Below are 26,970 nucleotides of genomic sequence, written 5' to 3' on the forward strand. Positions count from 1 at the left end.
CTCTGCAACTGTAGCCACGTGCCAGGCAGTTGATTAGAATCACCCACTGGCCCACTGACAGTGATACGGAATGAATAGCTTCACGGACGCCCTTTCACGTAAATCCTCTCTTCGTATTTTGGTGATCAAGTTTCGCCATCATGGCGATATGCTGCTCACCACGCCGTTGATCAATACCCTGCAGGCGACGTGGCCACAGGCGAAAATCGACGTGCTGTTAAATGAAGAGACGCGTCCGATGCTGCAGGCGCACCCGCATGTTCATCAGGTGTACGGCCTCGACCGCAACTGGAAAAAACAGGGTAAGCGCTATCGCCAGCGACGCGAATGGCACGTCATGACCACCCTGCGCCGGCAGCGCTACGATGTGGTGCTCAACCTGGCCGACCAGTGGAAAAGCGCGCTGATCGCCCGTTTTACCGGTGCGGCAATCCGCATCGGTTTCGATTTTGACAAGCGCCGCAACTGGCTGTGGCGGCGCTGCTATACTCATCTGGCCCCGGTCACTGATCATCAGCAGCAGCACACGGTAGAGCAGAATCTGTCGATACTGGCGCCGCTGGGCGTCATGACCCGCTGCGATCGCGCCACCATGGCCTGCTCCCCAGAGGATCGTCACACGGTAAGCGCCCTGCTGGCGCAACACCGGGTAAGCCAGGACTACATCGTCATCCAGCCCACCTCACGCTGGTTTTATAAGTGCTGGTCCGATGAAAAAATGGCGGCGACCATCGCCGCACTGCGGCGTGAAGATCGTCCGGTCATCCTGACGGCGGGCCCGGACCCGCGAGAGCAGGCCATGGTAGAACACATTCTCGCCCTGCTGCCCGACCGACGCTTCGTTCTCTCGCTGGCGGGTCAGCTGACCCTGACGCAGCTGGCGGCATTAATTGGCGGTGCACGGCTGTTTATTGGCGTCGACTCCGTCCCGATGCACATGGCAGCGGCGCTGCAAACCCCCTGTATCGCGCTGTTTGGCCCCTCGAAGCTTACCTTCTGGCGCCCCTGGCAGGTTAAGGGGACGGTACTGTGGGCCGGTGATTACGGCCCGCTGCCCGATCCTGACCACATTGATACCCACACCACCACGCGCTACCTTGAGGCCATTCCGGTCAGCGCCGTGCTGGAGCAGGCAAACCGATGGCTAACATGACCGGTATCCGACTGGCGCTGGTGCGCCAAAAGTATCGCCCCGACGGCGGCGCTGAGCGCTTCGTCGCCCGCGCGCTGCAGGCGCTGCAGGCGCAGCAGCTCGATCTGAACGTGATTACGCGCGAATGGCAGGGGGAGCGCAATCCCGACTGGCATCTGCATCTGTGTAATCCGCCCAAGTGGGGACGCATCAGCCGCGAACGCGGCTTCGCCGCCGCGGCGCGCGCGCTGTGGCAGCGCGAACGGTTTGACCTGGTGCAGAGCCATGAACGCATTGCCGGCTGCGATATCTATCGCGCCGGGGATGGCGTCCATCGCCGCTGGCTGCAGCAGCGGGCGCGCATTTTACCGGCCTGGCGCGGCAGCATGCTGATGGCCAGCCGCTACCATCGCTACGTGATGGCCGCTGAACGTGCTATGTATGAGGATCCGGCGCTGCGGGCAGTTATCTGCAACGCGGAGATGATAAAACAGGAAATTATTGCCGATTTTGGCCTGCCGGAAGAGAACATCCACGTCATTTATAACGCCATCGACAGCGACCGGTTTATGCCCGGCGATGCCGCTGAGCGCGCGGCGCAGCGCGCGCGGGTCGGGATCCCGGCCGCTGCGCATACGCTGATCTTTGTGGGGTCCGGCTTTGAACGCAAAGGGCTGGCGGCGGCGCTGCAGGCCCTGTCGCGCACTGACAGCTATCTGCTGGTGATTGGTCAGGATAAAGCCCGTTCGCGCTACGAAGCGTTGGCCAACAGCCTCGGCTGCGGCGCGCGCGTACGCTTTCTCGGCGTGCAAAAAGAGACCCTGCCATGGTATCAGGCGGCGGATGGCCTGCTGTTGCCTACACTGTATGATCCCTTTCCCAATGTGATTCTGGAAGCGCTGGCCTGCGGACTACCGGTCATCACCAGTACCACCTGCGGCGGAGCGGAATTTATTCGCCGCGGCCACAACGGTTACGTCTGCGACGCGCTGGACATTCCGGCGCTCACCGCAGCCATCGCCGCGCTGGCCGCCAGCCCGCAGGCGCAGCGGCTAAGCGACAACGCGCGGGACACCATTTTGCCGCACTCCCCCGCCCGGCTCTCAGCGCAGCTGGTCGGGCTGTATCAGGGACTTCTCGGCCATGTCTGATCATATTCTGTTCATTATCGACGGCCTGCCCGGCGGCGGGGCGGAAAACGTCACCCTGACGCTGGCGGCCGGTATCGCCGCGCGGGGCCATCGCGTCACCCTGCTGTCGCTGGGAACGCGGCTGGATTATGCCATCCCACCGGGCGTGGATTATCAGGTCTGTGCTGACCGGCCACGCGGCCCGCTGCGCAAGCTGCGCGAGCTGCCGCGCCGCGCCCGCGCGCTGGACGCCCACCTCGCCACGCTGTTCGCCGATAAGGGCTTCCCGACGCTGGTGATCTCCAGCCTGCATAAAACCGATCGCATCGTGGTTCGCTCCCGCCGCCTGGCCGGACTGAACGTTTGGCACTGTATTCACGGTATGCTCTCCCGCTCGTATCTCGGCAATAAAACCGGGCTGGCGCGCTGGCTGAAAAAACGCAAAATGCAACAGGTCTATCACCAGCGGCAGGTGATTACCGTCTCCGACGCGGTGGGGGAGGATTTGCGCCGGGAGATGGGCTGCCGTCCGGCCCGGCTGCAAACTTTGTATAACCCGTTTGATGCCCACGCTATTCGCCAGCGGGCCAGTGCCCCCCATCCGTGGCAGGGAGAGGACTACTGGGTACACGTGGGCCGTTTTCACCCGGTAAAGCGCCACGACCGGCTGATCGCCGCCTTTGCCCACAGCGGCCTGCGCTGCAAGCTGCTGATTCTGGGCCAGGGCGACGCGGCGATCCGCGATGCGATGGTGACGCAAATAGCGGCGCTTGGCCTGACCGATCGGGTGGTGCTGGCCGGCTTTCAGGCCAATCCGCTGCCGATTATCCGCGACGCGCGCGGGCTGGTGCTCAGCTCCGATTCCGAGGGGCTGCCCGGCGTCGCCATTGAGGCCCTGATTTGCCAAACCCCGGTGGTCAGCACCCGCTGTCCGGGCGGCGTAGCCGAGATCCTGAGCGGTCACCTCGCCGCATGGCTTACCGAGCTGAACGCCGAAGACTTAGGGAAGACAATGGCCGAAGCAGACGCCCATCCGCCGCAGATTAACGACGACGCCTGGGCGGCGTTCGAACAACAGCATATCATCGACGGCTGGCTGGCACTGGCCCGCTAAACTCAAAAAAGGAAGGCGTACTATGGCGATTTTGGTCACCGGCGGCGGCGGGTATATCGGTTCACATACCGTGCTTCGCTTGTTGGAACAGCAGGAAGAGGTGGTGGTACTCGACAATTTCGTCAATGCCTCACCGCAGGCGCTGACGCGCGTCGCCGGGCTGGCGGGCCGTGCCCCGCACGTGATTGAGGGCGACGTATGCGACGCCGCGCTGCTGACACGTCTGTTTGCGACGCACCGCATTGATGCCGTGATTCACTTCGCCGGACTGAAAGCGGTCGGCGAGTCGGTTCGCGAGCCGCTGGCCTACTATCAGGTAAACCTCAGCGGTACCCTGACGCTGCTGGCGGCGATGCGCGCTGCCGGCGTTCATCATCTGATCTTCAGCTCCTCAGCGACGGTATACGGTCAACCCGAGCAGGTACCGCTTACCGAAGCGAGCCGCACCGGCGGCACCACCAATCCCTACGGTACTTCGAAATGGATGGTCGAGCAGGTACTGCGCGATCTTGCGCTGGCCGCACCGGAGATGGCCCTGGTCGCGCTGCGCTACTTTAATCCGGTCGGCGCCCACCCCTCGGGACGTATCGGAGAGGATCCGCGCGGAACGCCAAACAACCTGCTGCCCTATATTGCCCAGGTCGCGGTCGGCAAGCTGCCATCAGTGACGGTGTTTGGCAACGATTATCCGACGCCCGACGGCACCGGCGTGCGCGATTATATTCACGTGATGGACCTGGCGGACGGTCATCTGCAGGCCCTGCGTCACAGCCGCGATCGCACCGGTTTCTCGGTCTGGAATCTCGGTACCGGCCGGGGGCATTCGGTGCTGGAGATGATCGACGCCTTTCGCCGCCTTTCCGGTCGGGACATTCCTTACACCCTCGCCCCTCGCCGCCCCGGCGACATTGCCGAATGCTGGTCCGATCCGTCACGCGCCGCGGTGGACCTGAAGTGGAGCGCCACCCGTGACCTTGATGACATGATCCGCGATACCTGGCGCTGGCAATCGCAAAACCCGCAAGGTTACTCAAGCGAGTAATTAGCCGGCGTTCTCCCTTCCGGGCGGCCAGCGCCGCCCGGAAAAGTGATAGCTTTAGCCGGGTGAAATACTTAGAATCGCCACTTTCTGGTTAGAAAAACGGATAACATGTTGCAATCGCTGTATACCGCCCTGCTCTATCTGATTCAGCCACTGATCTGGCTCCGGCTCTGGCTGCGCGGCCGTAAAGCCCCAGCCTATCGTCGGCGCTGGGCGGAGCGCTACGGCTTTTGCGCCGGTAAAGTGGCCCCGGACGGTATTCTGCTGCATTCGGTCTCGGTTGGCGAAACGCTGGCCGCGGTGCCGCTGGTACGCGCGCTGCGCCACCGCTATCCCACGCTGCCGATCACCGTCACCACCATGACGCCCACCGGCTCTGAGCGCGCACAGTCGGCATTTGGCAAAGATGTGCACCATGTTTATCTGCCCTACGATTTGCCCGGCTCGCTGCGGCGCTTTCTGGATACGGTCAATCCACGGCTGGTGATCATCATGGAAACCGAGCTGTGGCCGAATCTGATCGCCACCCTGCATGAACGCAAAATTCCGCTGGTGATTGCCAACGCGCGCCTGTCGGCGCGCTCGGCAAAAGGCTATGCCAAACTGGGCGGGGTTATGCGCCGCCTGCTGCAGCGCATCACGCTGATTGCGGCGCAGCATCAGGACGATGGCGACCGATTTGTACAGCTTGGCCTGAAGCGCTCGCAGCTGGCGATCACCGGCAGCCTGAAATTTGATATTTCAGTGACGCCAGAACTGGCGGCGCGCGCCATTACCCTACGGCGCCAGTGGGCACCGCGGCGTCCGGTCTGGATCGCCACCAGCACTCATGAAGGTGAGGAAGCTATCATTTTACAGGCCCATCGCCAGCTGCTGGCCAGTTTCCCGACCCTGCTGCTGATTCTGGTGCCCCGCCATCCGGAGCGTTTTACTACCGCGCGCGAACTGACGCAAAAAATGGACTTCAGCTACACCCTGCGCAGCAGCGGCGAAATTCCCTCCAGCAGCACGCAGGTGGTGATTGGCGACAGCATGGGCGAGCTGATGCTGCTGTACGGTATTGCCGATCTGGCCTTCGTCGGCGGCAGCCTGGTGGAGCGCGGCGGGCACAATCCGCTCGAGCCGGCCGCCCACGCGATACCGGTGCTGATGGGGCCGCATACCTGGAACTTTAAAGATATCTGCGGCAAGCTGCAGCAGGCGGACGGCCTGATTACCGTGACCGATGCCAACGCGATCGAAAAAGAGGTGAAAACGCTGCTCACCGACGAGGATTACCGGTTGTGGTATGGCCGCCACGCGGTCGAGGTGCTGCACCAGAACCAGGGCGCGCTACAGCGCGTGCTGCAGCTACTGGAACCTTACTTACCCCAGCGGAATCACTGATGATGCCTCGCCAACGCCTTTCCGTCGTAATGATTGCGAAAAACGCCGCACCGCTGCTGGATGAGTGTCTCGCTTCGGTGGCCTGGGCCGATGAAATCATTGTGCTGGATGCCGGCAGCCGCGACGACACGCCGGCGCGGGCGCGAGCCCTCGGAGCGCGCGTCTGGCAATCCGATGACTGGCCAGGGTATGGCCCGCAGCGCCAGCGGGCACAACAATACGCCAGCGGCGAGATGATTTTGATGATCGATTGCGATGAGCGGGTGACGCCGGCGCTGAGGCAGGCGATTGAGCAGGTGCTGGACGCGCCGCCGACCGACCGGGTCTACAGCATCGCCCGGCGGAATCTGTTTCTCGGCCGCTTTATGCGCCACAGCGGCTGGTACCCGGATCGCGTCACGCGCCTCTATCCCCGCCGCTACCGCTACAGCGATCATCTGGTACACGAATCGCTGGAAACGGGCGATGCCGAGGTGGTGCCGCTGCGCGGCGATTTACTGCATCTGACCTGTCGCGACTTTGCCGACTTTCAGCGCAAGCAGCTGGCTTACGCCGAAGCCTGGGCGCAGGAGCGCCATCAGCGCGGCAAGCGTACCGGCCTGCTGGCCATTTTTGGCCATGCGCTGGGCGCGTTTGTTAAAACGCTGGTGCTGCGCGGAGGCGTACTCGACGGCGCGCAGGGCTGGTTGCTGGCGGTGGTCAACGCGCAATACACCTTTAATAAATACGCCGCGCTGTGGGCGCTGCATCAGGCTGCAAAGGGAGACAAGTGATGAGCACCAAGGCCATTTATCCCGGCACCTTCGATCCGATGACCAACGGCCATCTGGATATTCTCTCGCGCGCGGCGCTGATGTTTGACCGCGTGGTGCTGGCGATCGCCGCCAGCCCGGGCAAAAAGCCGCTGTTCAGCCTTGAGGAGCGCGTTGCGCTGGCACGCGAAGTGACGCAGCACCTGGATAACGTGGAAGTGACCGGCTTTAGTGACCTGATGGCTAATTTCGCTCAGGCCCAGCAGGCCAGCGTGCTGGTCCGCGGTCTGCGCGCGGTGTCGGACTTCGAATATGAGCTGCAGCTGGCGCACATGAATCGTCACCTGCTGCCCACGCTGGAAAGCGTCTTTCTCATGCCCTCTGAGCAGTATGCCTTTATCTCCTCATCGCTGGTCAAGGAGGTGGCCCGCCACCAGGGGGATGTGCAGGCGTTCTTGCCGTCCTGCGTCCACGCGGCCCTGTTGGCGAAGCTGAACGGTGCCTAACGCTGACAGCGTGGGCACCAGAAGGTACTGCGCTGCGCGTGCTTGCCGCTGAGAATCGGCGCCCCGCACGCCCGACAGGGTTCGCCGGCCCGGCCATAGACCTGCAGCTCCTGAGCAAAGTAGCCGGGTTTACCGTCCGTTTGTAAAAAATCACGCAGCGTGGTCCCGCCCTGTTCAATCGATCGCAGCAGCACCGCCTTGATCGTCGCGACCAGCACGCCCGCTTCCGCAGCCGACAGCGACTGTGCCGGACGATCCGGCAGGATCCCGGCGGTAAACAGCGATTCGCTGGCGTAGATATTGCCGACGCCAACCACCAGCTTATTGTCCATCAGCCAGGGTTTTACCGGCGTGCGCTTACCGCGAGCCTTCTGATAGAGGTATTCCGCGCTAAAGGCTTCGCTGAGAGGCTCCGGTCCCAGATGGGCGAGGACGTGGCTGGCCGCCAGATCGCTGCACCACAGCCAGGCACCAAAGCGACGCGGATCGGTATAGCGCAACACCTTGCCATTGCTGAGCACCAGGTCCACGTGGTCATGCTTTGCCGGCGGCGTGGCTTCCGGCAGCACCCGCAGGCTGCCCGACATCCCGAGATGAATGATAATCCAGCCGGCAGGCAGCTCCAGCAGCAGATATTTGGCCCGGCGCTGTACGCTCAGGATCGGCTGATCGCTGAGCGCGTGAATCTCCTGCGACACCGGCCAGCGCAGCCGGGAATTACGCACCTCCACGTGCAGCAGGGTCTCTCCCCGCAGATGCGGCTCGATGCCGCGTCGGCTGGTCTCCACTTCCGGTAACTCTGGCATGGCTGCTCCTCCTGGCCGGGCCTGAAATAAAAAAACCCCGCCGGGGCGAGGTTTTTTCAAGAACGCTAAACTTACTTGATTTTAGCTTCTTTGTAGATCACGTGCTGGCGAACCACCGGATCGAACTTTTTCAGTTCCATTTTTTCCGGCTTGGTGCGCTTGTTTTTCGTGGTGGTATAGAAGTGACCTGTACCAGCAGAGGAAACCAGCTTGATCTTCTCACGAATACCTTTAGCCATGATTTATTCCTTAGTACTTCTCACCACGGGCACGCATTTCCGACAGAACGGTGTCGATGCCCTTTTTATCGATTACACGCATACCTTTAGCAGATACGCGCAGCGTTACGAAGCGCTTTTCGCTCTCAACCCAGAAACGGTGAGAGTGCAGGTTCGGCAGGAAACGGCGTTTCGTCGCGTTCATTGCGTGGGAACGGTTGTTACCGGTCACCGGACGCTTGCCAGTTACTTGGCAGACTCGTGACATGTCTATTCTCCAAAAATCAAATCAGCTCGAGCTTTAAAACTAAGGTATTGGCCGCCTCGTCAGGCTCATAGCCCACCAAAGCGAGTTCTATGTGAACCCGCTGAGCAGGCCCATATGCCAAACCCGAGATTCTCAAAGGTGGCGTAGTATACGCCGCTAAGCGCATGTGCTCAAGTCCCGAACAGATAAAGATCCCGATGGATCGCGCAAAATTCTCGCACTCTGCCCGATAACCGGGGGGAAAACGCACCGGACGCCTAAAAAACCCGCGCTATAGCCAGCCGCGTTCGCAAAACGAGACGTAGCATCCTCGCCCGACAATCACGTGGTCTAACACCCGCACGCCGATCAGCGCGCAGGCCTCCACGGTGCGCTGGGTGATGTCGCGATCGGCCCTGCTGGGCTCCGCCACGCCGCTGGGGTGATTGTGCGCCAGGATCAGCGCCGCGGCGTTGTGGCGCAGGCAGGCGCGGACGATTTCACGCGGATGGACCTCTACGCTGCGCAGGCTGCCGCGAAACAGCGGTTCACAGGCAATCATCCGGTGCTGATTATCCAGATAGACCACCACAAACACTTCACGCGGCTCGCCGTGGAGCAGCTGCTGCAGGTAGCGATAGGTGGACTGCGGAGACTGCAGCGCGCCGTGCCGGCTCAGGCGCGTCTCCAGGATTCGCCGGCTCAGCTCGGTAACGGCCTGCAGCTGCGCCCGTTTGGCTGGCCCAATGCCGCTCAGACGCAGGCCCTGCAGCTCCTCCTCCTGCATCAGCTGATGCAGCGAACCGTAGCGATCCAGCAGCGCCGCAGCCAGCTGCAGCACCGGCCGCCGTCGGGTGCCGGTGCGCAAAAAGATCGCCAGCAGTTCCGCGTCGGTGAGCGCCGCAGCGCCAAACAGCGCCAGTTTTTCTCGCGGCAGTGGCCCGTTCATCCCCCCTCCCTGTCGTCAACGTCCGGCGGTCATCATAGCGCCTCGCAGCGTGACGGTTTGCGAGGCTGAACGTAAAAACGCCGCGCGGCCACCGACCGTGCCACCCGCGCTTTGTGGTAATATTGACGTTTCTGAATGCGCGGCCGGGCTGCGCTGGCCACCGAGTAAGGCGGAAGACCGATGACAGGATTAGCCGGAAAAAAAATTGTGCTGGGTATCAGCGGCGGCATCGCGGCCTATAAGGCGCCGGAGCTGGTGCGGCGGCTGAAGGATCGCGGCGCCGAGGTGCGCGTGGTGATGACGCCGGCGGCCAAAGCCTTTATCACGCCGATGACGCTGCAGGCCGTCTCCGGCTTTCCGGTATTCGACGATTTGCTCGATCCAGCGGCCGAGGCGGCGATGGGACATATCGAGCTGGGTAAGTGGGCGGACCTGGTGATTCTGGCGCCCGCCAGCGCCGATCTGATCGCTCGCGTCGCGGCCGGGATGGCTAATGACCTGGTCACCACCACCTGCCTGGCCACCGCCGCGCCGGTGGCGGTAGTACCGGCAATGAATCAGCAGATGTACCGTGCGGCGGCCACCCAACACAATCTGCAGACCCTCGCCGCGCGTGGCCTGCTGATTTGGGGACCCGACAGCGGCAGCCAGGCCTGCGGCGACGTCGGACCGGGACGCATGCTGGACCCGCTGGCGATTGTCGACGCGGCGCTACGCTGGGCCGCGCCGGTGCGGGACTGGCAGCATCTGAAGATGATGATCACCGCCGGCCCCACGCGGGAAGCACTGGATCCGGTACGCTTCATCAGTAATCACAGCTCAGGCAAAATGGGCTTTGCTATCGCCGCCGCCGCCGCCGCCCGCGGCGCAGCGGTGACGCTGATCACCGGTCCCGTCACTTTGCCCACGCCGCCCGGCGTGACGCGTATCGACGTGGCGTCCGCGCTGGAAATGCACGCTGCCGTCATGGCGCGCGTGCAGCAGCAGAGCATCTTTATCGGCTGCGCCGCGGTTGCCGATTATCGTGCTGAAACCATTGCCAGTGATAAGATCAAAAAACAGGGCGATGAGATGACCCTGACGCTGGTCAAAAATCCGGACATCGTTGCCGGCGTCGGTGCGCTCACCGCCGGGCGGCCTTTTGTGGTAGGGTTTGCGGCCGAAACCCGGAATGTGGAAGAATACGCGCAGCAAAAGCGCCTGAATAAGCAGCTTGACCTGATCTGCGCCAACGACGTTTCCCTTTCTGGTCAGGGCTTTAATAGCGATAACAACGCACTTCACCTTTATTGGCAGGAGGGAGAGAAAGCCTTACCGCTCTGCGATAAGACGCTCCTTGGCCAACTGTTAACCGACGAGATAGTCCGCCGTTATGAAGAAAAAAATAGACGTTAAGATTCTGGATCCCCGCATCGGCGACGCCTTCCCGCTGCCAACCTATGCCACCCCGGGTTCGGCGGGTCTCGACTTACGCGCCTGCCTGGATGAGGCGATTGAGCTCGCGCCGGGCGATACCACCCTGCTGCCGACCGGTCTTGCGATCCACATTGCCGATCCCAGCCTCGCCGCTGTTATCCTGCCGCGTTCAGGCCTTGGCCACAAACACGGCGTGGTACTGGGTAATCTGGTGGGCCTGATTGACTCCGACTACCAGGGACAGCTGATGGTCTCCGTCTGGAACCGCGGCCAGCAGCGCTTTACCATCCAGCCCGGCGAGCGCATCGCGCAAATGGTCTTCGTGCCGGTAGTACAGGCCGAATTCAATCTGGTCGAAGATTTTGACGCCAGCCAGCGCGGTGAGGGCGGCTTTGGCCACTCCGGTCGCCAGTAAGCCGGCGCCTTTTCTTCCGCCCAACGCTGTATTTGCACCTGGCAACGGCGCATTTCACCGCCGTTGCCTGATTGTTTGCCCGTGTTCGGTGATTTTCAGGGGTCGTTAACATCATGGCAGAAAAAAAGAGTACGAAACGGAATCGTCGCGAGGAGATTTTGCAGGCGCTGGCCCACATGCTGGAGTCCAGTGATGGCAGTCAGCGCATCACGACTGCCAAGCTCGCGGCTAACGTGGGGGTGTCTGAAGCGGCGCTGTATCGTCATTTTCCCAGCAAAACCCGCATGTTCGACAGCCTGATCGAGTTTATCGAAGACGCGCTGATTACCCGCATCAATCTGATTTTAAAAGATGAAAAAGAGACGCTGACGCGCCTCAAACTGATTGTGCAGCTGATTCTCGGCTTTGGCGAGCGTAACCCCGGGCTGACGCGCATCATCACCGGCCACGCGCTGATGTTTGAGCAGGACCGCCTGCAGGGGCGCATTAATCAGCTGTTTGAGCGTATTGAAGTGCAGATCCGTCAGGTAATGCGCGAGCGGAAAATGCGCGAGGGTGAAGGCTTTCGCAGCGATGAAGCCCTGCTGGCCAGCCAGCTGCTGGCGTTTTGCGAAGGCATGCTCTCGCGCTTTGTGCGCTCCGAGTTTCGCTTTCGCCCGACGGCGGATTTTGAGGCGCGCTGGCCGCTGCTGGCGGCGGCGCTGGTCTGAGTGAACGGGCGGGCGCTGGCGCCCGCCCGGCGGCCGGTTAAATACCGTACTGCTGCTGGTAAGCGCGCACCGCGGCCAGGTGCGTCGCCATCGCCGGCTGCTCCTCCAGATAGCTAATCAAATCCCGCAGGGTAATGATCGACGTCACCTGACAGTGAAAATCGCGCTCCACCTCCTGAATCGCCGACAGCGCCCCTTGCCCCCGCTCCTGACGATCCAGCGAAATCAGCACCCCGGCCAGGCTGGCGCCGTTGGCCGCAATGATCGCCATCGACTCACGAATCGCCGTTCCGGCGGTGATCACATCGTCCACCAGCATGACCTTGCCTTTCAGCGGACTGCCTACCAGCGTCCCGCCCTCGCCGTGTGCTTTCGCCTCTTTGCGGTTAAAGCAGTAGGGTACGTCGCGCCGGTGGTGATCGGCCAGCGCTACCGCGGTGGTGGTCGCAATCGGAATGCCTTTGTAGGCCGGGCCAAACAGCAGATCAAACGGGACACCGCCGTCCACCAGTGCCTGGGCATAGAAACGCCCCAGCAGTGCTAAATCCCCACCGGTGTTAAACAGTCCGGCATTGAAAAAGTAAGGACTCGTGCGCCCGGATTTCAGCGTAAACTCACCGAATTTCAGTACCTGTCTGCTCAGGGCAAACTCAATAAACTGGCGCTGCCAGGCTTTCATCATCCTCTCCTCATTCTCTGGACATAAAAAAGGCGACTCTGACGAGTCGCCTCTGAACACACTCTTTACGCGGCCAGCGCGGCCTTCTGCGCCGCAATCAGGCTGGCAATACCCTCACGGGCCAGCGCCAGCAGCGTCAACAGCTCATCGTGGCTAAAGGGCTCGCCCTCGGCGGTACCCTGCACCTCAATCATGCGCCCCTCTTCGGTCATCACCACGTTCATGTCGGTTTCGGCCGCGGAATCCTCGATATACTCCAGATCGCACAGCGCCTCGCCGTTAACGATGCCGACGGACACCGCAGCGACCATGCCTTTCATCGGATTGCTCTTCAGCTTACCCTTCGCCACCAGGTGGTTCAGCGCATCAGCCAGCGCCACGCAGGCGCCGGTGATCGCGGCGGTGCGGGTGCCGCCATCGGCCTGCAGCACGTCACAATCGAGGGTAATGGTAAATTCACCCAGCGCTTTCAAATCAAGCGCAGCGCGCAGCGAGCGGGCGATCAGGCGCTGGATCTCCAGCGTGCGTCCCCCCTGCTTGCCTTTCGCCGCTTCGCGGGCGTTGCGGCTGTGGGTGGCGCGCGGCAGCATGCCGTACTCGGCGGTCACCCAGCCCTGCCCCTGCCCTTTCAGAAAGCGCGGCACGCCCTCTTCAACGGTGGCGGTGCATAGCACTTTGGTCTCACCGAACTCAACCAGCACCGATCCCTCGGCGTGTTTGGTGTAGTGGCGGGTCAGGGTAACGGGGCGCACGTCTTGAGCGCGACGACCTGCTGGGCGCATAGGTTTTCTCCGGCTGGGAATGTCAGTTGGCTGCGCATTATACGGATTTCGTCCGCCGCTGCCTATCGCCGCGGCAACGCGCGGGAAAGTGGTGAAATCCGGCGCAAAATATGGCTAAAATGCGCGCCACCTTATTCTAAAAAAAGCGGATTGTGCTTTTTATGTCCCCACTACTGCATTTTGTTCTCACACTTGGCGTCGTGTGCCTGCTGGCGCTGCTCGTCAGTCACGATCGTCAGCGCATTCGTTACCGCTACCTGCTCCAGCTGGTGGTGATTGAGGCGGTGCTGGGCTGGTTCCTGCTGAATGCCGAGAGCGGGCAGCGCGGCGTCGCGCTGTTTGCCGGTTTTTTTGACACCCTGCTGCGTTTTGCCGCCGAGGGCGCCAACTTCGTGTTTGGCAATATGAGTCAGCAGGGGCTGGCGTTTATCTTCCTCGGCGTGCTGTGCCCAATTATCTTTATCTCGGCGTTGATCGGCATTCTGCAACACTTTCGCATTCTGCCGATCGTGATCCGTATCGTGGGCACGCTGCTGTCGAAAGTGAACGGCATGGGCAAGCTGGAGTCATTCAACGCCGTCAGTACGCTGATCCTCGGCCAGTCGGAAAACTTCATCGCCTATAAAGGGGTGCTGAGCGACATCTCGCCGCGCCGCCTGTACACCATGGCCGCCACCGCCATGTCGACCGTCTCTCTGTCGATCGTTGGCGCCTACATGACGATGATTGACGCGCGCTACGTGGTGGCGGCGTTGATCCTCAATATGTTCAGTACCTTTATCGTGCTCAGCATCATCAATCCGACCCATCCCGGCGATGAGCCGGACATTAAGCTGGATAAGCTGCACGAGGATCAAAGCTTCTTCGAAATGCTGGGCGAATACATTCTGGCAGGCTTCAAGGTCGCGATGATCATCGCCGCGATGCTGATTGGCTTTATCGCGCTGATCGCCGCGGTGAACGCCCTGTTCAGCACCCTGTTTGGTCACAGCTTCCAGCAGCTGCTGGGCTGGGTATTCTGGCCGTTTGCGTGGCTGATCGGCATTCCGGCGCAGGATATCCTGCACGCCGCCGGCATCATGGCCACCAAGCTGGTGGCCAACGAGTTTGTGGCCATGATCGAGCTGAAAAAGGTAGCGGCGGAAATGACTCCGCGTGGCCTCGGCATTCTCTCGGTGTTTCTGGTCTCCTTCGCCAACTTCGCCTCGATTGGCATCGTTGCCGGCGCGATCAAGGGCCTGAATGCCGACCAGGGCAACGTCGTTTCCCGCTTCGGCTGGAAACTGGTATACGGCTCCACGCTGGTCAGTCTGCTGTCGGCAGGCTTTGCCGGCCTGTTCCTCTGACGGCCGCCGGGGGCGGCTCCGCCCCCGGTGATCAAAACGCCACGCATACCGGCGCGTCGACGCGCATCACCGATTCCTGCTGGAACCGCTGCTGATACGCCGTGCGCAGCGCATCAATCTTAGCGGATGCCGCCGCGTCAGCGTCGTGAATCAGCATCAGCGCGCGGCTCGGCTCGCGCACCACCTGACCGTTATGTCCCAGCCACTGCCCCTGCGCGGCAAACACCGTTAGCCCGTCGCGAAAGCGCGGGGTCACTTCGCTGTCCACAAAGCGCTGCCACTGCGCTTCATCGATCGCCGGGCCGGCCGGGCGGCTGAGACCAAAGTAGAGCGTGGTTTGCTGCATCGCCTCGCCGCTGGCGCAGCGGATCGGTGCCGGGCTTCCGCCCGGGGCCTGGCAGCCGGTCAGCAACAGCGCCATCGCCAGCGCCGCCGCAGTAAAGGGAGGAGTCACACGCAGAGCCATAAGGGTATCCGTTAATCAATCTGCCGACGCCGGGATGGCGCCGCGCCGCAGCGTCCATCATAAGCGTATCTACCCGGCAGCGTCACCTGGCGCCGCACACCGGCAGGGAAATCCGGCGCCGCGCTGTCGTCCGCGGCCCTGCGCCGCTATAATCCCCCCACCACTCTTTTTTAACAGGTACGCCACGATGATCCGCAGTATGACCGCCTACGCCCGACGTGAAATCAAAGGTGACTGGGGCAGCGCCGCCTGGGAGCTGCGCTCGGTTAACCAACGCTATCTGGAAACCTGGATGCGCCTGCCGGAGCAGTTCCGCAGCCTGGAGCCAATGGCGCGCGAGCGCATCCGCGCCCGGCTGACCCGCGGCAAGATTGAATGTAGCCTGCGCTTCGAGGCCGATCCGAGCGCGCAGAGCGCGCTGCACCTGAATGAGAAGCTGGCGCTGCAGCTGGTCGAAGCCGCCAACTGGGTGAAGCTAAAAAGCGATGAAGGGGAGATTAATCCGCTGGATATTCTGCGCTGGCCCGGCGTGATGTCCGCGCAGGATCAGGATCTCGACGCCATCGCCGGGGAGCTGATGGCCGCGCTGGACGACACGCTGGATGACTTTATCACCGCCCGCGAAACCGAAGGTGCCGCACTGAAGGGGCTGATTGCGCAGCGCCTTGAGGGCGTCAGCACTGAAATCACCAGGGTGCGCGCGCAGATGCCGGAGGTGCTGAAATGGCAGCGTGAGCGCCTGACCAGCAAACTGGAAGAGGCGCAGGTACAGCTGGATGGCAACCGCATTGAGCAGGAGCTGATCATGCTGGCGCAGCGCGTGGACGTCGCCGAAGAGCTGGACCGGCTGGAGACGCACGTCAAAGAGACCTGGAACATCCTGAAAAAGAAAGAGGCCGTTGGCCGCCGCCTCGACTTTATGATGCAGGAGTTTAACCGCGAATCGAATACTCTGGCCTCGAAATCGATCAATGCCGATATCACCGCGTCCGCCATTGAGCTGAAGGTGCTGATTGAACAGATGCGCGAGCAGATTCAGAATATTGAGTAAGCGTTTTTTCCTCTGACCTGAACATCCAAACCCAACGGCCCTTCCGCACTGGCGAAAGGGCTTAAAGGCCCTGTTAATGTCACCGTTGTGCCCGAGGCGCCTGGCTGATGAGTGGTGCCAGGCGCGATTATGCAGGCTAAACAGCAGCCTTTAAGAGAAGATTCTGGCACAGAGGCAGCCGCCGTCGGCAGCAGGCGCATCATCACCCGCGAAAGAGACTCCCGCTGGGCGTGCCCAGCACCAACATCGGCAGGCCATCGACGCCGCCGAACGGCACCGCTCCACCGCAACCAGGGCTATCCATGCGAGCATTCGGTGAGCAGGCCGATCGGGTCGCATAACCCAGCCACTGCGACGGCGTTGCGTAACGGACAGTCCACCTCAGCGTGCTGAACGCCGCCCCCCAGACTGGTCTCACCACCGGCCTATCCATCTGCGCGAAGAATTGTGCGGTTAGCTTTGCCATCTGCGTGGAGCCAGCCTGGGAAAGGTCGTCCACCTCGCCATTACGGTATGCCTCTGGCGAAATAACGCGGAGATCCTGTGAATCTTTTCACTTGGGTTGATGAGAAAAGTCCCGGAGTTCCAGCATATAGCCTCCGGCGTGGGCGGTATTTTGCGGATGACCGGGAGTGCCCGTTAGCGATGAGACTTGTTCGCGCGGAATTCAACGCTGTTCCCCTGCCAACGGCGGTTAATGCAGCGTGCTACTCTCCGGCATATCGGGCGCTGGCAGTTCCTGAACATTGGCGCGTCGCAGGGCGTCCAGCGCGCGCAGTCCCTGTTCGATACGCTGATCCAGCCTGTCGGCCTCGACAATATCGCTGCCGAAGCGCAGCAGCCCGTCCTTTAAAAAGCGCGCCTCAGACCAGATCACTGCTTTTTCGCGCTTAGAGCGACGCGGGGTTTCATTAAGTACCTCTTCCATAAACAGCACAAAATCCTGCGGCAGCGCGTGGCCGTCAGGCGGGTCGTAGCTGTCGATCAGGTAACAGTTTTCATTGATATGGCCGTTGACGCTGAGGTCGACATTCTGGAAACACTCCAGATAGAAGTCCTGCTGGCGAAAGCCGATACAGAGGTCGGTGGCGCGCGCCTCCTCCACGATGCCAACGTTGATTGCCATCGCCACCAGATGACTCTCCCAGTTGCTGAGCAGCTCGCCCAACAGGGTGTCCAGCGGCACCGGATTCGTGAACGGGAGAAGCAGGCTGAACCGGCTGTTGGCCTCCATCGCGATAACCAGGAAATCGCGCTCAGACAATTGATACAGTTCGCATTGCCAGCAGACCTGCTGCCTATCCGACGTCAGTTTTACCCGTCCCTTGAGCTCTCCCTCGGGCACCGGCATGGCGGGCAGGGCGCACCCCAGCCATTTCAGCAAAGAACGACTCATCGAAAAAATGACGCGCTGCATAGGCCCTCCTTGTGGATCAACCTCCTGACTCTAACGCAAAATCCGCGGGCCGGCGGCAAAATTATTGCCATGGACGCCGCCGCTGGCGGGCGCGTAACAAAATGTGCTCGTCTAAGCTTGTGTTACCCGTTAGGCTTGCCGTCGGAGGAAGCCCACTATGCTACTTACGGTGTTATATATTATCGGCATCACTGCGGAAGCGATGACCGGCGCGCTGGCGGCCGGACGCCGAAAGATGGATATGTTTGGCGTGATCATTATCGCCTCGGTCACGGCAATCGGCGGCGGCTCGGTGCGCGATATGCTGCTCGGACACTATCCGCTGGGGTGGGTGAAACATCCGGAATATATCATGATCGTTGCCGCAGCGGCGGTGCTGACCACGTGGCTGGCGCCGCTGATGACCCATCTGCGAAAAGTGTTTCTGGTGCTCGATGCGCTCGGACTGGTGGTGTTCTCGATTATCGGAGCGCAGGTCGCGCTGGATATGGGCCACGGCGGCATCATCGCCGCTATCTCTGCAGTGATAACCGGGGTATTTGGCGGAGTGCTGCGCGATATGTTCTGCAATCGCATTCCACTGGTTTTTCAAAAGGAGCTGTACGCCGGCATCGCGTTTGCCGCCGGCTGGCTGTACATCCTGCTGCTGAAGACGCCGCTGAGCGGGGAGCTGGTTATCCTGATTACCCTGCTGTTTGGCTTTCTGGCGCGCCTGCTGGCGCTGCGTTTTAAGCTCGGACTGCCGATCTTTAACTACCCGCATCCGGAGCATTAACCGGCGCGCGCAGCGCCGGGATCTGCGCCAGCAGTTCGCGCACCGACGGATGGTGGAAAAATGCCACCAGCTTTGCCGCCAGCGCCTGGCCAATACCGGGCAGCCGCAGCCACTCACTGACCGGCCACGCTGGCATTGCCCGCAGTGCCTCTTCATCCATGGCGTTCAACGCCTGCGCCGGAAGCGGTGGGCCCAGCGCTTTGATCCAGCGGCGCAGCGGCTGGGCCCGGCTGCGCATCAGCGTATCGAGGATCCGAGCCTGCCGCTGACGACTCAAGCCCGGCACAGTGGGAAAGGTGGCCGGTCCCCACTCCAGCCACGAGAACAGGTGCATCTCCGGTTGTGACGCCATTAGCCGCTGCCAGCTACCGGCGTGGATCCCCGATAAGTTAAGTACCGCTTTACTGCTCAGCCAGCTCAGGCGGGCCAGAAACTGCTGCCGACAGCCTGGTGTGAGCCGAAAGCAGCTGAGCGCATGATATTGTGCGGCGTCCGGTGGCGTTGGGTAGTGGCGCTGCGCCACCCGCCAGGCCACCTCGTCCAGCCGCGGGATCCCCTGGCCGGCCAGGCTTACCGTGACCTGGTCACCGGCCACGACGTCCAGCGCGCGCCAGCGCGCCAGCGATCCGAGACTGACCCGCCGCACCTGTTTATCGTCCAGCCGCAGCGGCCGTAGCGCCAGGACCACCGACACCTTGCCGCTGCGCCCGACGTTAAACAACACGTCGCGCACTTCGGCCAGCGCCTCCGGTGGCGGATACTTCCACGCCACGGCATCACCGCCATCGCCTGGTCGCCAGTGGCGTCCGGCGGTGCGCGGCAGGCGATGGATTACCACGCCGTCAGTGGCAAACGGCAGCGCCTCGCGAAACCAGCGCGCTCGCCACGCGGCAACGTCATCGGGGGTAGCAACCGGCTGCGTCCAGCGACCCACCTCATCCAGCCCCATCGCCTGTAGCGCCGACAGCTGCTCTTTGAGCGTGTGTGGGCCATCCGGCCACGCCCAGATAAACAGTCCCAGCTGCGCCAGCAGCGGCGAAGCAGCCTGCTGGCGCATCGCGCCGGCCACTTTTGTACGGGCATTCTCGCCGCCGCGGATGGCCTGCCGGTGCGCCGGTGTGCGCAAAAACAGCTCCCCCTGCAGCACCGTCTGCCCGGCGGTAAAAGGAATATGCGCGGGTATCGCGGGAATCTGCCGGGCTTTAGCGGTCCAGTCTTCGCCCTGCAGCCCGTCTCCCCGGCTGATAAGCCCCGTCAGCTCTCCGGCGTGATACACCAGCGTCACGGCCAATCCGTCCACCTTTGGCTGCACCCACAGACCGCGCTGGCCCTGCATCCAGCGCGCAACGGCGGTGCGATCCGCCAGTTTTTTGACGCCGGTGTGGGCCACCGGATGCGGGCGGCGGCCGTCGGTGGGCCACTGCGGTTCCCGCGCGCTTCGGGCTGGATCAAAGCAGCGCTGCCAGTCATTGAGGCGCGCCTGCAGCGCGTCATAGCGCGCATCGCCGATCGCGGCCTGCCCCTGGCGATAGTAGGCGTCATCCCAGCGGGCGAGCTGCTGCGCCAGCGCGCGCATCTCCTCCTGCGCCCGGTGCGGCGTCCACGCCGGGCACTGCGCCCATACGCTACCGGCGCTGATGCACAGTGTCGCAACGAAGATAATAAACCTGTCCATGCCCACCTCCCTGATCGTGACCGCATCAGTCTGGCAATCTGGCCACCGGATGGGCCAGCGTCGGTGCGCGTTTTCTGAAGCAGACACAAAATAAAAGACACCGGACAACATGTTATGTCTTACGAATTGCGACAGTGCGCGACAATGCGGCGAAAAGTCGCTCTCGCCCCCGACAAACGCTGCATCTGTGGGTGGAGCCGTGTATACTGTGCAGGAAATAAACTCCGCAAAGCGATACGCATAAGACTCATGGCTCAAGGCACGTTATTTATTGTTTCCGCCCCCAGCGGCGCAGGGAAATCCAGCCTGATTCAGGCGCTGTTAAAGACACAACCGCTGTATGACACCCAGGTGTCCATCTCCCATACCACCCGCGATAAGCGCCCGGGCGAGGAACACGGCGAGCACTACTATTTTGTTTCCCATGACGACTTTCGTCAGATGATTGCGGAAGACGCATTTCTTGAGCACGCCGAGGTGTTTGGTAACTATTACGGCACGTCGCGTAACGCTATCGAGCAGGTACTGGCCACCGGCGTCGACGTGTTTCTGGATATTGACTGGCAGGGCGCGCAGCAGATCCGCCAGCGGATGCCGCAGGCGCGCAGCATTTTCGTGCTACCGCCGTCAAAAGATGAGCTGGATCGCCGCCTGCGCGGCCGCGGTCAGGACAGCGAAGAGGTGATCGCTAAGCGCATGGCGCAGGCGGTGGCGGAAATGAGCCACTTTGCCGAATACGATTACCTGATTGTGAACGATGATTTCGATCTGGCGCTGTCCGATCTGAAGCACATCATTCGCGCCGAACGTCTGCGCATGGGGCGCCAGCGCCAGCGCCATGACGCATTAATCAGCAAACTGTTGGCAGACTGAGGACAACTCAGTATGATGCCGAGTCATTTCGTCACCCGTGGAGTAGCATAGTTATGGCACGCGTAACCGTACAGGACGCCGTAGAGAAAATTGGTAACCGTTTTGACCTGGTGCTGGTCGCTGCGCGTCGCGCACGTCAGATGCAGGTGGGCGGTAAGGATCCGCTGGTACCGGAAGAGAACGACAAGTCTACCGTTATCGCCCTGCGCGAAATCGAAGAAGGCCTGATCACTAACCAGATTCTGGATGTGCGCGATCGTCAGGAACAGCAGGAGCAGGAAGCCGCTGAACTGCAGGCCGTTACCGCTATCGCTGAAGGTCGTCGTTAATTTGTCGCCGGAAGGCCCACAACTTGTATCTGTTCGAGAGCCTCAATCAGCTGATTGAAACCTACTTGCCTGAGGAGCAGATTAAGCGCCTCAAGCAAGCCTATCTTGTCGCACGTGATGCCCACGAGGGACAGACACGCTCCAGTGGTGAGCCCTATATCACTCACCCGGTTGCCGTCGCCTGTATTCTTGCGGAGATGAAGCTCGACCATGAAACCCTCATGGCCGCGCTGCTGCATGACGTGATCGAAGATACCCCCGCCACGTACCAGGATATGGAACAGCTGTTTGGTAAAAGCGTTGCCGAGCTGGTGGAAGGGGTGTCCAAGCTGGACAAACTGAAATTCCGCGACAAGAAAGAGGCGCAGGCCGAAAACTTCCGCAAGATGATCATGGCGATGGTGCAGGATATCCGCGTCATTCTGATCAAGCTGGCCGACCGCACGCACAACATGCGCACCCTCGGATCGCTGCGGCCCGATAAGCGCCGCCGTATCGCCCGCGAAACGCTGGAGATATATAGCCCGCTGGCTCATCGCCTGGGCATCCATCATCTGAAAACCGAGCTGGAAGAGCTGGGCTTTGAAGCCCTCTATCCTAACCGCTATCGGGTGATTAAAGAGGTGGTAAAGGCAGCGCGCGGCAACCGCAAAGAGATGATTCAAAAAATCCTCTCGGAGATCGAAGGGCGGCTGCAGGAAGCGGGTATTCCCTGTCGCGTCTTTGGCCGCGAAAAACACCTGTACTCGATCTATCTGAAAATGCACCTGAAAGAGCAGCGTTTTCATTCCATTATGGATATTTACGCCTTTCGGGTGATCGTGCGCGATGTCGATACCTGCTATCGCGTGCTGGGCCAGATGCACAGTCTGTATAAGCCGCGCCCGGGCAGGATGAAAGATTACATCGCCATCCCGAAGGCGAACGGCTATCAGTCGCTGCATACCTCCATGATTGGTCCGCACGGCGTGCCGGTCGAGGTGCAGATCCGCACGGAAGATATGGATCAAATGGCGGAGATGGGAGTCGCGGCGCACTGGGCCTATAAAGAGCAGGGTGAAAGCAGCACCACCGCGCAGATTCGCGCCCAGCGCTGGATGCAGAGCCTGCTGGAGCTGCAGCAGAGCGCCGGCAGCTCGTTTGAATTTATTGAGAGCGTAAAATCCGATCTGTTCCCGGATGAGATTTACGTTTTTACTCCGGAAGGGCGCATCGTAGAGCTGCCCACCGGGTCCACTCCGGTCGACTTTGCCTATGCGGTGCATACGGACATCGGCCATGCCTGCGTGGGTGCCCGCGTTGACCGGCAGCCCTATCCGCTGTCGCAGCCGCTGACCAGCGGACAAACCGTGGAGATTATCACCGCCCCGGGCGCGCGGCCTAACGCTGCCTGGCTGAACTTTGTCGTCAGCTCGAAAGCGCGGGCCAAAATTCGTCAGCTGCTGAAGAACCTGAAGCGCGATGAGTCCGTCAGCCTTGGCCGGCGCCTGCTCAGCCACGCGCTGGGCGGCAGCCGCAAGCTGGCGGAGATCCCGGAGCAAAATATCCAGCACGAGCTGGAGCGGATGAAGCTCGCCAGCCTCGACGACCTGCTGGCAGAAATTGGCCTCGGCAATGCGATGAGCGTGGTGGTCGCTAAAAATCTGCAGCAGAGCGAAGCTCAGGCGGAGCAGGTCAGCGTGAAAACCCGCGGCAAGCTGCCGATCAAAGGCGCCGACGGCGTGCTAATCACCTTCGCCAAGTGCTGCCGCCCGATCCCCGGCGATCCCATCGTGGCGCACGTCAGTCCGGGCAAAGGGCTGGTGGTGCATCACGAGTCCTGCCGGAATATCCGCGGCTATCAGAAAGAGCCGGAGAAGTTTATGGCGGTGGCGTGGGATGATACCCTGAGCGATCAGGAGTTTGTCGCCGAAATTAAGGTGGACATGTTTAACCATCAGGGCGCGCTGGCCAACCTGACCGCGGCGATTAACACCGCCGGATCCAACATTCAAAGCCTGAACACCGAAGAGAAAGATGGCCGCGTGTACTGCGCTTATATTCGCCTGACCGCGCGCGACCGCGTCCATCTGGCCAACATCATGCGAAAAATCCGCGTGATGCCGGACGTGATCAAAGTTCATCGTAACCGTAACTGAGCCATGAATCCTCAACGCTTTGCCCGAATCCGTCAGATGCTGGCCGCCCGCCAGCACGATCTGACGGTGTGCATGGAGCAGGTGCACAAGCCGCACAACGTTTCTGCCGTGATCCGCACCGCCGATGCCGTGGGGGTACACCAGGTTCACGCCGTCTGGCCGGGCAGCCGGATGCGCACCCAGGTCTCCACCGCCGCCGGCAGCAACAGCTGGGTAACGGTCAAAACCCACCCGACGATTGCCGACGCGGTCGCCGAACTGAAGGGTGCCGGGATGCAGGTTCTGGCCACCCATCTCTCGGCCAGCGCCGTCGATTTCCGCCAGATAGATTACACCCGCCCGACCTGTATTCTGATGGGCCAGGAGAAGACCGGCATCACCGACGAAGCGCTGGCGCTGGCCGACCAGGATATCATCATTCCGATGGTCGGCATGGTGCAGTCACTGAACGTCTCCGTTGCCTCAGCGCTGATCCTGTATGAAGCGCAGCGCCAGCGGCAGAACGCCGGCATGTATCAGCGCGACGTCAGCCTGCTGGAGGAAGCCGAGCAGCAGCGCCTGCTGTTTGAGGGCGGCTATCCGGTACTGGCGCGCGTAGCGAAGCAGAAGCGTCTCCCCTATCCGCGCATCAATGCACAGGGCGAAATTGAAGCCGATCCGCAGTGGTGGGCGACCATGCAGGCGGCGAAAGTCCGATGACCGCTCGCCTGCTGGACGCCATTCCGTTAAGTACGCTTTCCGGCGTCGGCGCCAGCCAGGCGGGCAAGCTGGCGAAGCTGGGCCTGCATACGCTGCAGGATCTGCTGCTGCACCTGCCAATGCGCTACGAAGACCGCACTACGCTTTGGGCGATTAACGATCTGCTGCCCGGTATCTGGGCCACGGTCGAAGGTGACGTGCTGAACAGCGAGATAACCTTTGGCCGCCGCCGCATGCTGGTATGTCAGATAAGCGACGGCACCGGAGTGATCACGCTGCGCTTTTTCAATTTTAATGCCGGCATGAAAAACAGCCTCGCCCCGGGTCGGCGGGTGACGGCTTATGGCGAAATACGCCGCGGTCAGCGCGGCGGCGAGATCATTCATCCGGAATACCGCCTGCAGGGCGACGGCAGCAGCCACGGGCTTGAGGAGACGCTGACCCCGGTCTATCACACTACTGAAGGCATCCGCCAGGCGACGCTACGCAAGCTGACCGACCAGGCGCTGGCGCTGCTGGACACCTGCGCTATTGCCGAGCTGCTGCCGGCAACGCTCAGCAAGGGCCTCATGAGCCTGCCGGACGCGCTGCGCACGCTGCACCGTCCGCCGCCGGATATGCAGCTCAGCGAACTGGACAGCGGCCAGCACCCGGCCCAGCGCCGACTGATCATGGAGGAGCTGCTGGCACACAATCTCAGCATGCTGGCCGTCCGCGCCGGCGCCCAGCGGCACCACGCCCTGCCCCTGGCGCCGCTGCACAGCCTCAGCGATCGGCTACTGGCGACGCTGCCGTTCCGCCCGACCGCCGCCCAGCGGCGGGTGGTCGCCGACATAGAGCAGGATCTGGCGCACGACTATCCGATGCTGCGCCTGGTTCAGGGCGACGTGGGATCGGGTAAAACGCTGGTGGCCGCTCTCGCGGCGCTGAACGTGATTGCGCACGGTAAGCAGGTAGCACTGATGGCGCCCACTGAACTGCTGGCGGAACAGCACGCGGCCAATTTTCGCCAGTGGCTCGCGCCGCTGGGCCTGGAAGTGGGCTGGCTGGCCGGTAAGCAAAAAGGCAAAGCGCGCCAGGCGCAGCAGGAGGCGATCGCGCGCGGCGAGGTGGCGATGGTGGTGGGCACCCACGCCCTGTTTCAGGAGCAGGTGCAGTTTAACGGGCTGGCGCTGGTGATCATCGACGAGCAGCACCGCTTTGGCGTCCACCAGCGACTGGCGCTGTGGGAGAAAGGCGAGCAGCAGGGGTTTCATCCGCATCAGCTGATCATGACCGCAACCCCCATCCCGCGCACGCTGGCAATGACCGCTTATGCCGATCTCGATACCTCAACCATCGATGAACTGCCACCGGGACGCACGCCGGTTACCACCGTGGCGATTCCCGACAGCCGCCGCGAAGAGATCATCGCCCGCGTGAAGCGCGCCTGCGGCGAGGAGGGGCGTCAGGCCTACTGGGTGTGTACGCTGATTGAGGAGTCCGATCTGCTGGAGGCCCAGGCCGCGGAGGCCAGCTGGGAAGCGTTGAAGCTGGCGCTGCCGGCGCTAACGGTTGGCCTGGTGCACGGGCGTATGAAGCCCGCCGAGAAGCAGGCGGTCATGCAAGCCTTTAAGCAGGGAGAGATTCACCTGCTGGTCGCCACCACGGTGATTGAGGTTGGCGTCGACGTGCCGAACGCCAGCCTGATGATCATTGAAAATCCGGAGCGCCTGGGGCTGGCGCAGTTGCACCAGCTGCGCGGCCGGGTGGGACGCGGCGCGGTGGCCTCGCACTGCGTACTGCTGTACAAATCGCCGCTGAGCCAGACCGCACAAAAACGGCTGCAGGTGCTACGCGACAGCAACGATGGCTTTGTCATCGCCCAGCGTGACCTTGAGATACGGGGCCCTGGCGAGCTGCTTGGCACTCGCCAGACCGGTAACGCCGAGTTTCGCGTGGCCGATTTACTGCGCGACCAGGCGCTGATCCCGGAGGTTCAGCGCGTGGCGCGCTATCTGCATCAGCACTATCCCGAGCAGGCGCAGGCGCTGGTCGAGCGCTGGCTGCCGGAAACCGAACGTTACTCTCACGCCTGATCAGACGTCGAGCACATACTTCTCAATCGCCAGCGCCGCGCCGTCTTCGCGGTTGCTGGCGGTATGGTACGGCGTTATTGCCTTCACGCTGTCAACCGCATTGCCCATCGCCACGCCAATACCGGCAAACGCGATCATCGCCAGATCGTTTTCCTGATCGCCCAGCGTCATCACCCGATCGCGCGCCAGTCCCAGCCGCTCGGCCAGCAGACTGACCGCCGTACCTTTATTGACCCGCTTATCGAGAATTTCCAGATAGTACGGTGCACTTTTCATGATGGTGTATTCTCGCTTGAGCTCTGCCGGAATACGCGCTATCGCCGCATCCAGTTTTGCCGGCTCATCGATCATCATGACTTTAGGAAAGCGCATCGCCGGGTCCATCTCCGCCAGCGTACGGTAGCGGAGCGGGATGCCGGTGAGCGAGGACTCGTGAACGGTGTATTCGCTGATGTCTTTATTTGGGGTGTAAAGATGATCTTTATCCATGGCGTGAAAGTGCACGCCCAACGACTCTGCCAGCCGGTAGAAACGCACATACTCGTCCAGGCTGAGGGTCACTTCCGCCACGCACTCGCCGGTGTCGGCACGCTGAACCAGCGCACCATTATTGGTCACGCAGTACTGTCCCGGCTCGTTAAGGCCCAGTTCCGCAAGGTAATTTTTTACCCCGACGAAGGGCCGACCGGTGGCCAGCACCACGGTCACGCCGCGCGCGCGCGCCGCCTGTATCGCCTGTTTTACCCGCGGAGTGATCTCATGCTGCGGGTTCAGCAGCGTGCCGTCCATATCGATTGCGATCAGTTGAATTGCCATAACGCCCTCATTGAGTCCTGTTT

At 61.7% G+C, this 26,970-nt stretch carries 28 protein-coding genes; 18 read left to right on the forward strand and 10 right to left on the reverse strand.

Annotated elements, in window-relative coordinates; translation table 11 throughout:
* The first annotated feature begins 70 nt into the window (after positions 1–70).
* The 7 genes from rfaQ (at position 71) to coaD (ending at position 7,062) form a co-directional block, all read left to right on the forward strand.
* Positions 71–1,153 carry a putative lipopolysaccharide heptosyltransferase III gene (gene rfaQ, locus BS626_RS15535; protein ID WP_075183298.1) on the forward strand — a complete coding sequence of 361 codons (1,083 nt, stop codon included), beginning with the start codon at positions 71–73 and terminating at the stop codon, positions 1,151–1,153.
* Entirely contained in the window at positions 1,150–2,283 is a 1,134-nt protein-coding gene (locus tag BS626_RS15540; protein ID WP_075183299.1) for a glycosyltransferase family 4 protein, read from the forward strand. The genes rfaQ and BS626_RS15540 overlap by 4 nt, the downstream gene beginning before the upstream one ends.
* Positions 2,276–3,376 carry a glycosyltransferase gene (locus tag BS626_RS15545; RefSeq protein WP_075183300.1) on the forward strand — a complete coding sequence of 367 codons (1,101 nt, stop codon included), beginning with the start codon at positions 2,276–2,278 and terminating at the stop codon, positions 3,374–3,376. The genes BS626_RS15540 and BS626_RS15545 overlap by 8 nt, the downstream gene beginning before the upstream one ends.
* 22 nt (positions 3,377–3,398) lie before the next feature.
* Complete coding sequence (gene galE, locus BS626_RS15550; RefSeq protein WP_075183301.1) at positions 3,399–4,418, forward strand: UDP-glucose 4-epimerase GalE; 1,020 nt, start codon at positions 3,399–3,401, stop codon at positions 4,416–4,418.
* Between the two features lie 111 nt (positions 4,419–4,529).
* The gene (gene waaA / locus BS626_RS15555) at positions 4,530–5,804 is read left to right on the forward strand and encodes a lipid IV(A) 3-deoxy-D-manno-octulosonic acid transferase (RefSeq protein WP_075183382.1); all 1,275 of its coding nucleotides are present in this window, start codon (positions 4,530–4,532) and stop codon (positions 5,802–5,804) included.
* Entirely contained in the window at positions 5,804–6,577 is a 774-nt protein-coding gene (locus BS626_RS15560; RefSeq protein WP_075183302.1) for a glycosyltransferase family 2 protein, read from the forward strand. The genes waaA and BS626_RS15560 overlap by 1 nt, the downstream gene beginning before the upstream one ends.
* Positions 6,577–7,062, forward strand: a complete 486-nt coding sequence (coaD, locus tag BS626_RS15565; RefSeq protein WP_075183303.1) for a pantetheine-phosphate adenylyltransferase — start codon at positions 6,577–6,579, stop codon at positions 7,060–7,062. The genes BS626_RS15560 and coaD overlap by 1 nt, the downstream gene beginning before the upstream one ends.
* On the opposite strand, the gene mutM is transcribed toward coaD, so the two are convergent.
* From mutM to radC, 4 genes are all read right to left on the reverse strand, one after another.
* Entirely contained in the window at positions 7,059–7,868 is an 810-nt protein-coding gene (gene mutM, locus BS626_RS15570; RefSeq protein WP_075183304.1) for a bifunctional DNA-formamidopyrimidine glycosylase/DNA-(apurinic or apyrimidinic site) lyase, read from the reverse strand. The genes coaD and mutM overlap by 4 nt on opposite strands.
* 71 nt (positions 7,869–7,939) lie before the next feature.
* A complete protein-coding gene (rpmG, locus tag BS626_RS15575; RefSeq protein ID WP_075183305.1) occupies positions 7,940–8,107 on the reverse strand; it encodes a 50S ribosomal protein L33 in 168 nt (55 codons plus the stop codon).
* A 10-nt stretch (positions 8,108–8,117) separates the two neighbouring features.
* On the reverse strand, positions 8,118–8,354 hold the full coding sequence (gene rpmB / locus BS626_RS15580) for a 50S ribosomal protein L28 (protein ID WP_075183306.1): 237 nt from the start codon (positions 8,352–8,354) through the stop codon (positions 8,118–8,120).
* Positions 8,355–8,625: 271 nt separating this feature from the next.
* On the reverse strand, positions 8,626–9,282 hold the full coding sequence (gene radC / locus BS626_RS15585) for a DNA repair protein RadC (protein ID WP_075183307.1): 657 nt from the start codon (positions 9,280–9,282) through the stop codon (positions 8,626–8,628).
* Positions 9,283–9,462: 180 nt separating this feature from the next.
* On the opposite strand from radC, the gene coaBC reads away from it, so the two are divergent.
* From coaBC to slmA, 3 genes are all read left to right on the forward strand, one after another.
* A complete protein-coding gene (gene coaBC / locus BS626_RS15590; protein ID WP_075183308.1) occupies positions 9,463–10,677 on the forward strand; it encodes a bifunctional phosphopantothenoylcysteine decarboxylase/phosphopantothenate--cysteine ligase CoaBC in 1,215 nt (404 codons plus the stop codon).
* The gene (dut, locus tag BS626_RS15595; RefSeq protein WP_075183309.1) at positions 10,655–11,113 is read left to right on the forward strand and encodes a dUTP diphosphatase; all 459 of its coding nucleotides are present in this window, start codon (positions 10,655–10,657) and stop codon (positions 11,111–11,113) included. The genes coaBC and dut overlap by 23 nt, the downstream gene beginning before the upstream one ends.
* A 113-nt stretch (positions 11,114–11,226) precedes the next feature.
* The gene (slmA, locus tag BS626_RS15600; RefSeq protein ID WP_075183310.1) at positions 11,227–11,823 is read left to right on the forward strand and encodes a nucleoid occlusion factor SlmA; all 597 of its coding nucleotides are present in this window, start codon (positions 11,227–11,229) and stop codon (positions 11,821–11,823) included.
* 37 nt (positions 11,824–11,860) lie between these two features.
* Here slmA and pyrE read toward each other — a convergent pair whose 3' ends face one another.
* Positions 11,861–12,502, reverse strand: a complete 642-nt coding sequence (gene pyrE, locus BS626_RS15605) for an orotate phosphoribosyltransferase (protein ID WP_075183383.1) — start codon at positions 12,500–12,502, stop codon at positions 11,861–11,863.
* Positions 12,503–12,567: 65 nt separating this feature from the next.
* Positions 12,568–13,284: a ribonuclease PH gene (gene rph / locus BS626_RS15610; RefSeq protein WP_075183311.1), complete on the reverse strand. Its 717-nt coding sequence runs from the start codon at positions 13,282–13,284 to the stop codon at positions 12,568–12,570.
* Positions 13,285–13,445: 161 nt separating this feature from the next.
* Here rph and BS626_RS15615 point away from each other — a divergent pair, with 161 nt between their 5' ends.
* Entirely contained in the window at positions 13,446–14,630 is a 1,185-nt protein-coding gene (locus BS626_RS15615; protein ID WP_075183312.1) for a NupC/NupG family nucleoside CNT transporter, read from the forward strand.
* Positions 14,631–14,661: 31 nt separating this feature from the next.
* On the opposite strand, the gene BS626_RS15620 is transcribed toward BS626_RS15615, so the two are convergent.
* Complete coding sequence (locus BS626_RS15620) at positions 14,662–15,096, reverse strand: DUF3574 domain-containing protein (RefSeq protein WP_075183313.1); 435 nt, start codon at positions 15,094–15,096, stop codon at positions 14,662–14,664.
* 187 nt (positions 15,097–15,283) lie between these two features.
* Between BS626_RS15620 and BS626_RS15625 the strand changes: the two genes are divergently transcribed.
* Positions 15,284–16,147, forward strand: a complete 864-nt coding sequence (locus tag BS626_RS15625; RefSeq protein ID WP_075183314.1) for a YicC/YloC family endoribonuclease — start codon at positions 15,284–15,286, stop codon at positions 16,145–16,147.
* A gap of 694 nt (positions 16,148–16,841) precedes the next feature.
* On the opposite strand, the gene BS626_RS15630 is transcribed toward BS626_RS15625, so the two are convergent.
* A complete protein-coding gene (locus BS626_RS15630; protein WP_075183315.1) occupies positions 16,842–17,564 on the reverse strand; it encodes a hypothetical protein in 723 nt (240 codons plus the stop codon).
* A 157-nt stretch (positions 17,565–17,721) separates the two neighbouring features.
* Between BS626_RS15630 and BS626_RS15635 the strand changes: the two genes are divergently transcribed.
* Positions 17,722–18,339: a trimeric intracellular cation channel family protein gene (locus tag BS626_RS15635; RefSeq protein ID WP_075183316.1), complete on the forward strand. Its 618-nt coding sequence runs from the start codon at positions 17,722–17,724 to the stop codon at positions 18,337–18,339.
* Here BS626_RS15635 and ligB read toward each other — a convergent pair.
* Complete coding sequence (gene ligB / locus BS626_RS15640) at positions 18,314–20,014, reverse strand: NAD-dependent DNA ligase LigB (protein WP_075183317.1); 1,701 nt, start codon at positions 20,012–20,014, stop codon at positions 18,314–18,316. The genes BS626_RS15635 and ligB overlap by 26 nt on opposite strands.
* Positions 20,015–20,263: 249 nt before the next feature.
* Here ligB and gmk point away from each other — a divergent pair, with 249 nt between their 5' ends.
* Genes gmk through recG form a run of 5 tightly spaced genes read left to right on the forward strand, consistent with a single transcriptional unit; the run spans position 20,264 to position 26,131 of the window.
* Complete coding sequence (gene gmk / locus BS626_RS15645) at positions 20,264–20,887, forward strand: guanylate kinase (RefSeq protein ID WP_075183318.1); 624 nt, start codon at positions 20,264–20,266, stop codon at positions 20,885–20,887.
* A gap of 53 nt (positions 20,888–20,940) precedes the next feature.
* A complete protein-coding gene (gene rpoZ, locus BS626_RS15650; protein WP_016191359.1) occupies positions 20,941–21,216 on the forward strand; it encodes a DNA-directed RNA polymerase subunit omega in 276 nt (91 codons plus the stop codon).
* Between the two features lie 23 nt (positions 21,217–21,239).
* Entirely contained in the window at positions 21,240–23,354 is a 2,115-nt protein-coding gene (gene spoT / locus BS626_RS15655) for a bifunctional GTP diphosphokinase/guanosine-3',5'-bis pyrophosphate 3'-pyrophosphohydrolase (protein WP_075183319.1), read from the forward strand.
* Between the two features lie 3 nt (positions 23,355–23,357).
* Positions 23,358–24,053, forward strand: a complete 696-nt coding sequence (gene trmH, locus BS626_RS15660; RefSeq protein ID WP_075183320.1) for a tRNA (guanosine(18)-2'-O)-methyltransferase TrmH — start codon at positions 23,358–23,360, stop codon at positions 24,051–24,053.
* Positions 24,050–26,131, forward strand: coding sequence for an ATP-dependent DNA helicase RecG (gene recG / locus BS626_RS15665; RefSeq protein WP_075183321.1), 2,082 nt, complete (start codon positions 24,050–24,052; stop codon positions 26,129–26,131). Before trmH ends, recG begins: the two co-directional genes overlap by 4 nt.
* Here recG and yidA read toward each other — a convergent pair whose 3' ends face one another.
* Positions 26,132–26,947, reverse strand: coding sequence for a sugar-phosphatase (gene yidA, locus BS626_RS15670; RefSeq protein WP_075183322.1), 816 nt, complete (start codon positions 26,945–26,947; stop codon positions 26,132–26,134).
* Between the last annotated feature and the right edge of the window lie 23 nt (positions 26,948–26,970).

Origin of the sequence: Pantoea sp. 1.19 (assembly GCF_001922585.1) — a bacterium.
Taxonomy (GTDB): Bacteria; Pseudomonadota; Gammaproteobacteria; order Enterobacterales; family Enterobacteriaceae; genus 1-19.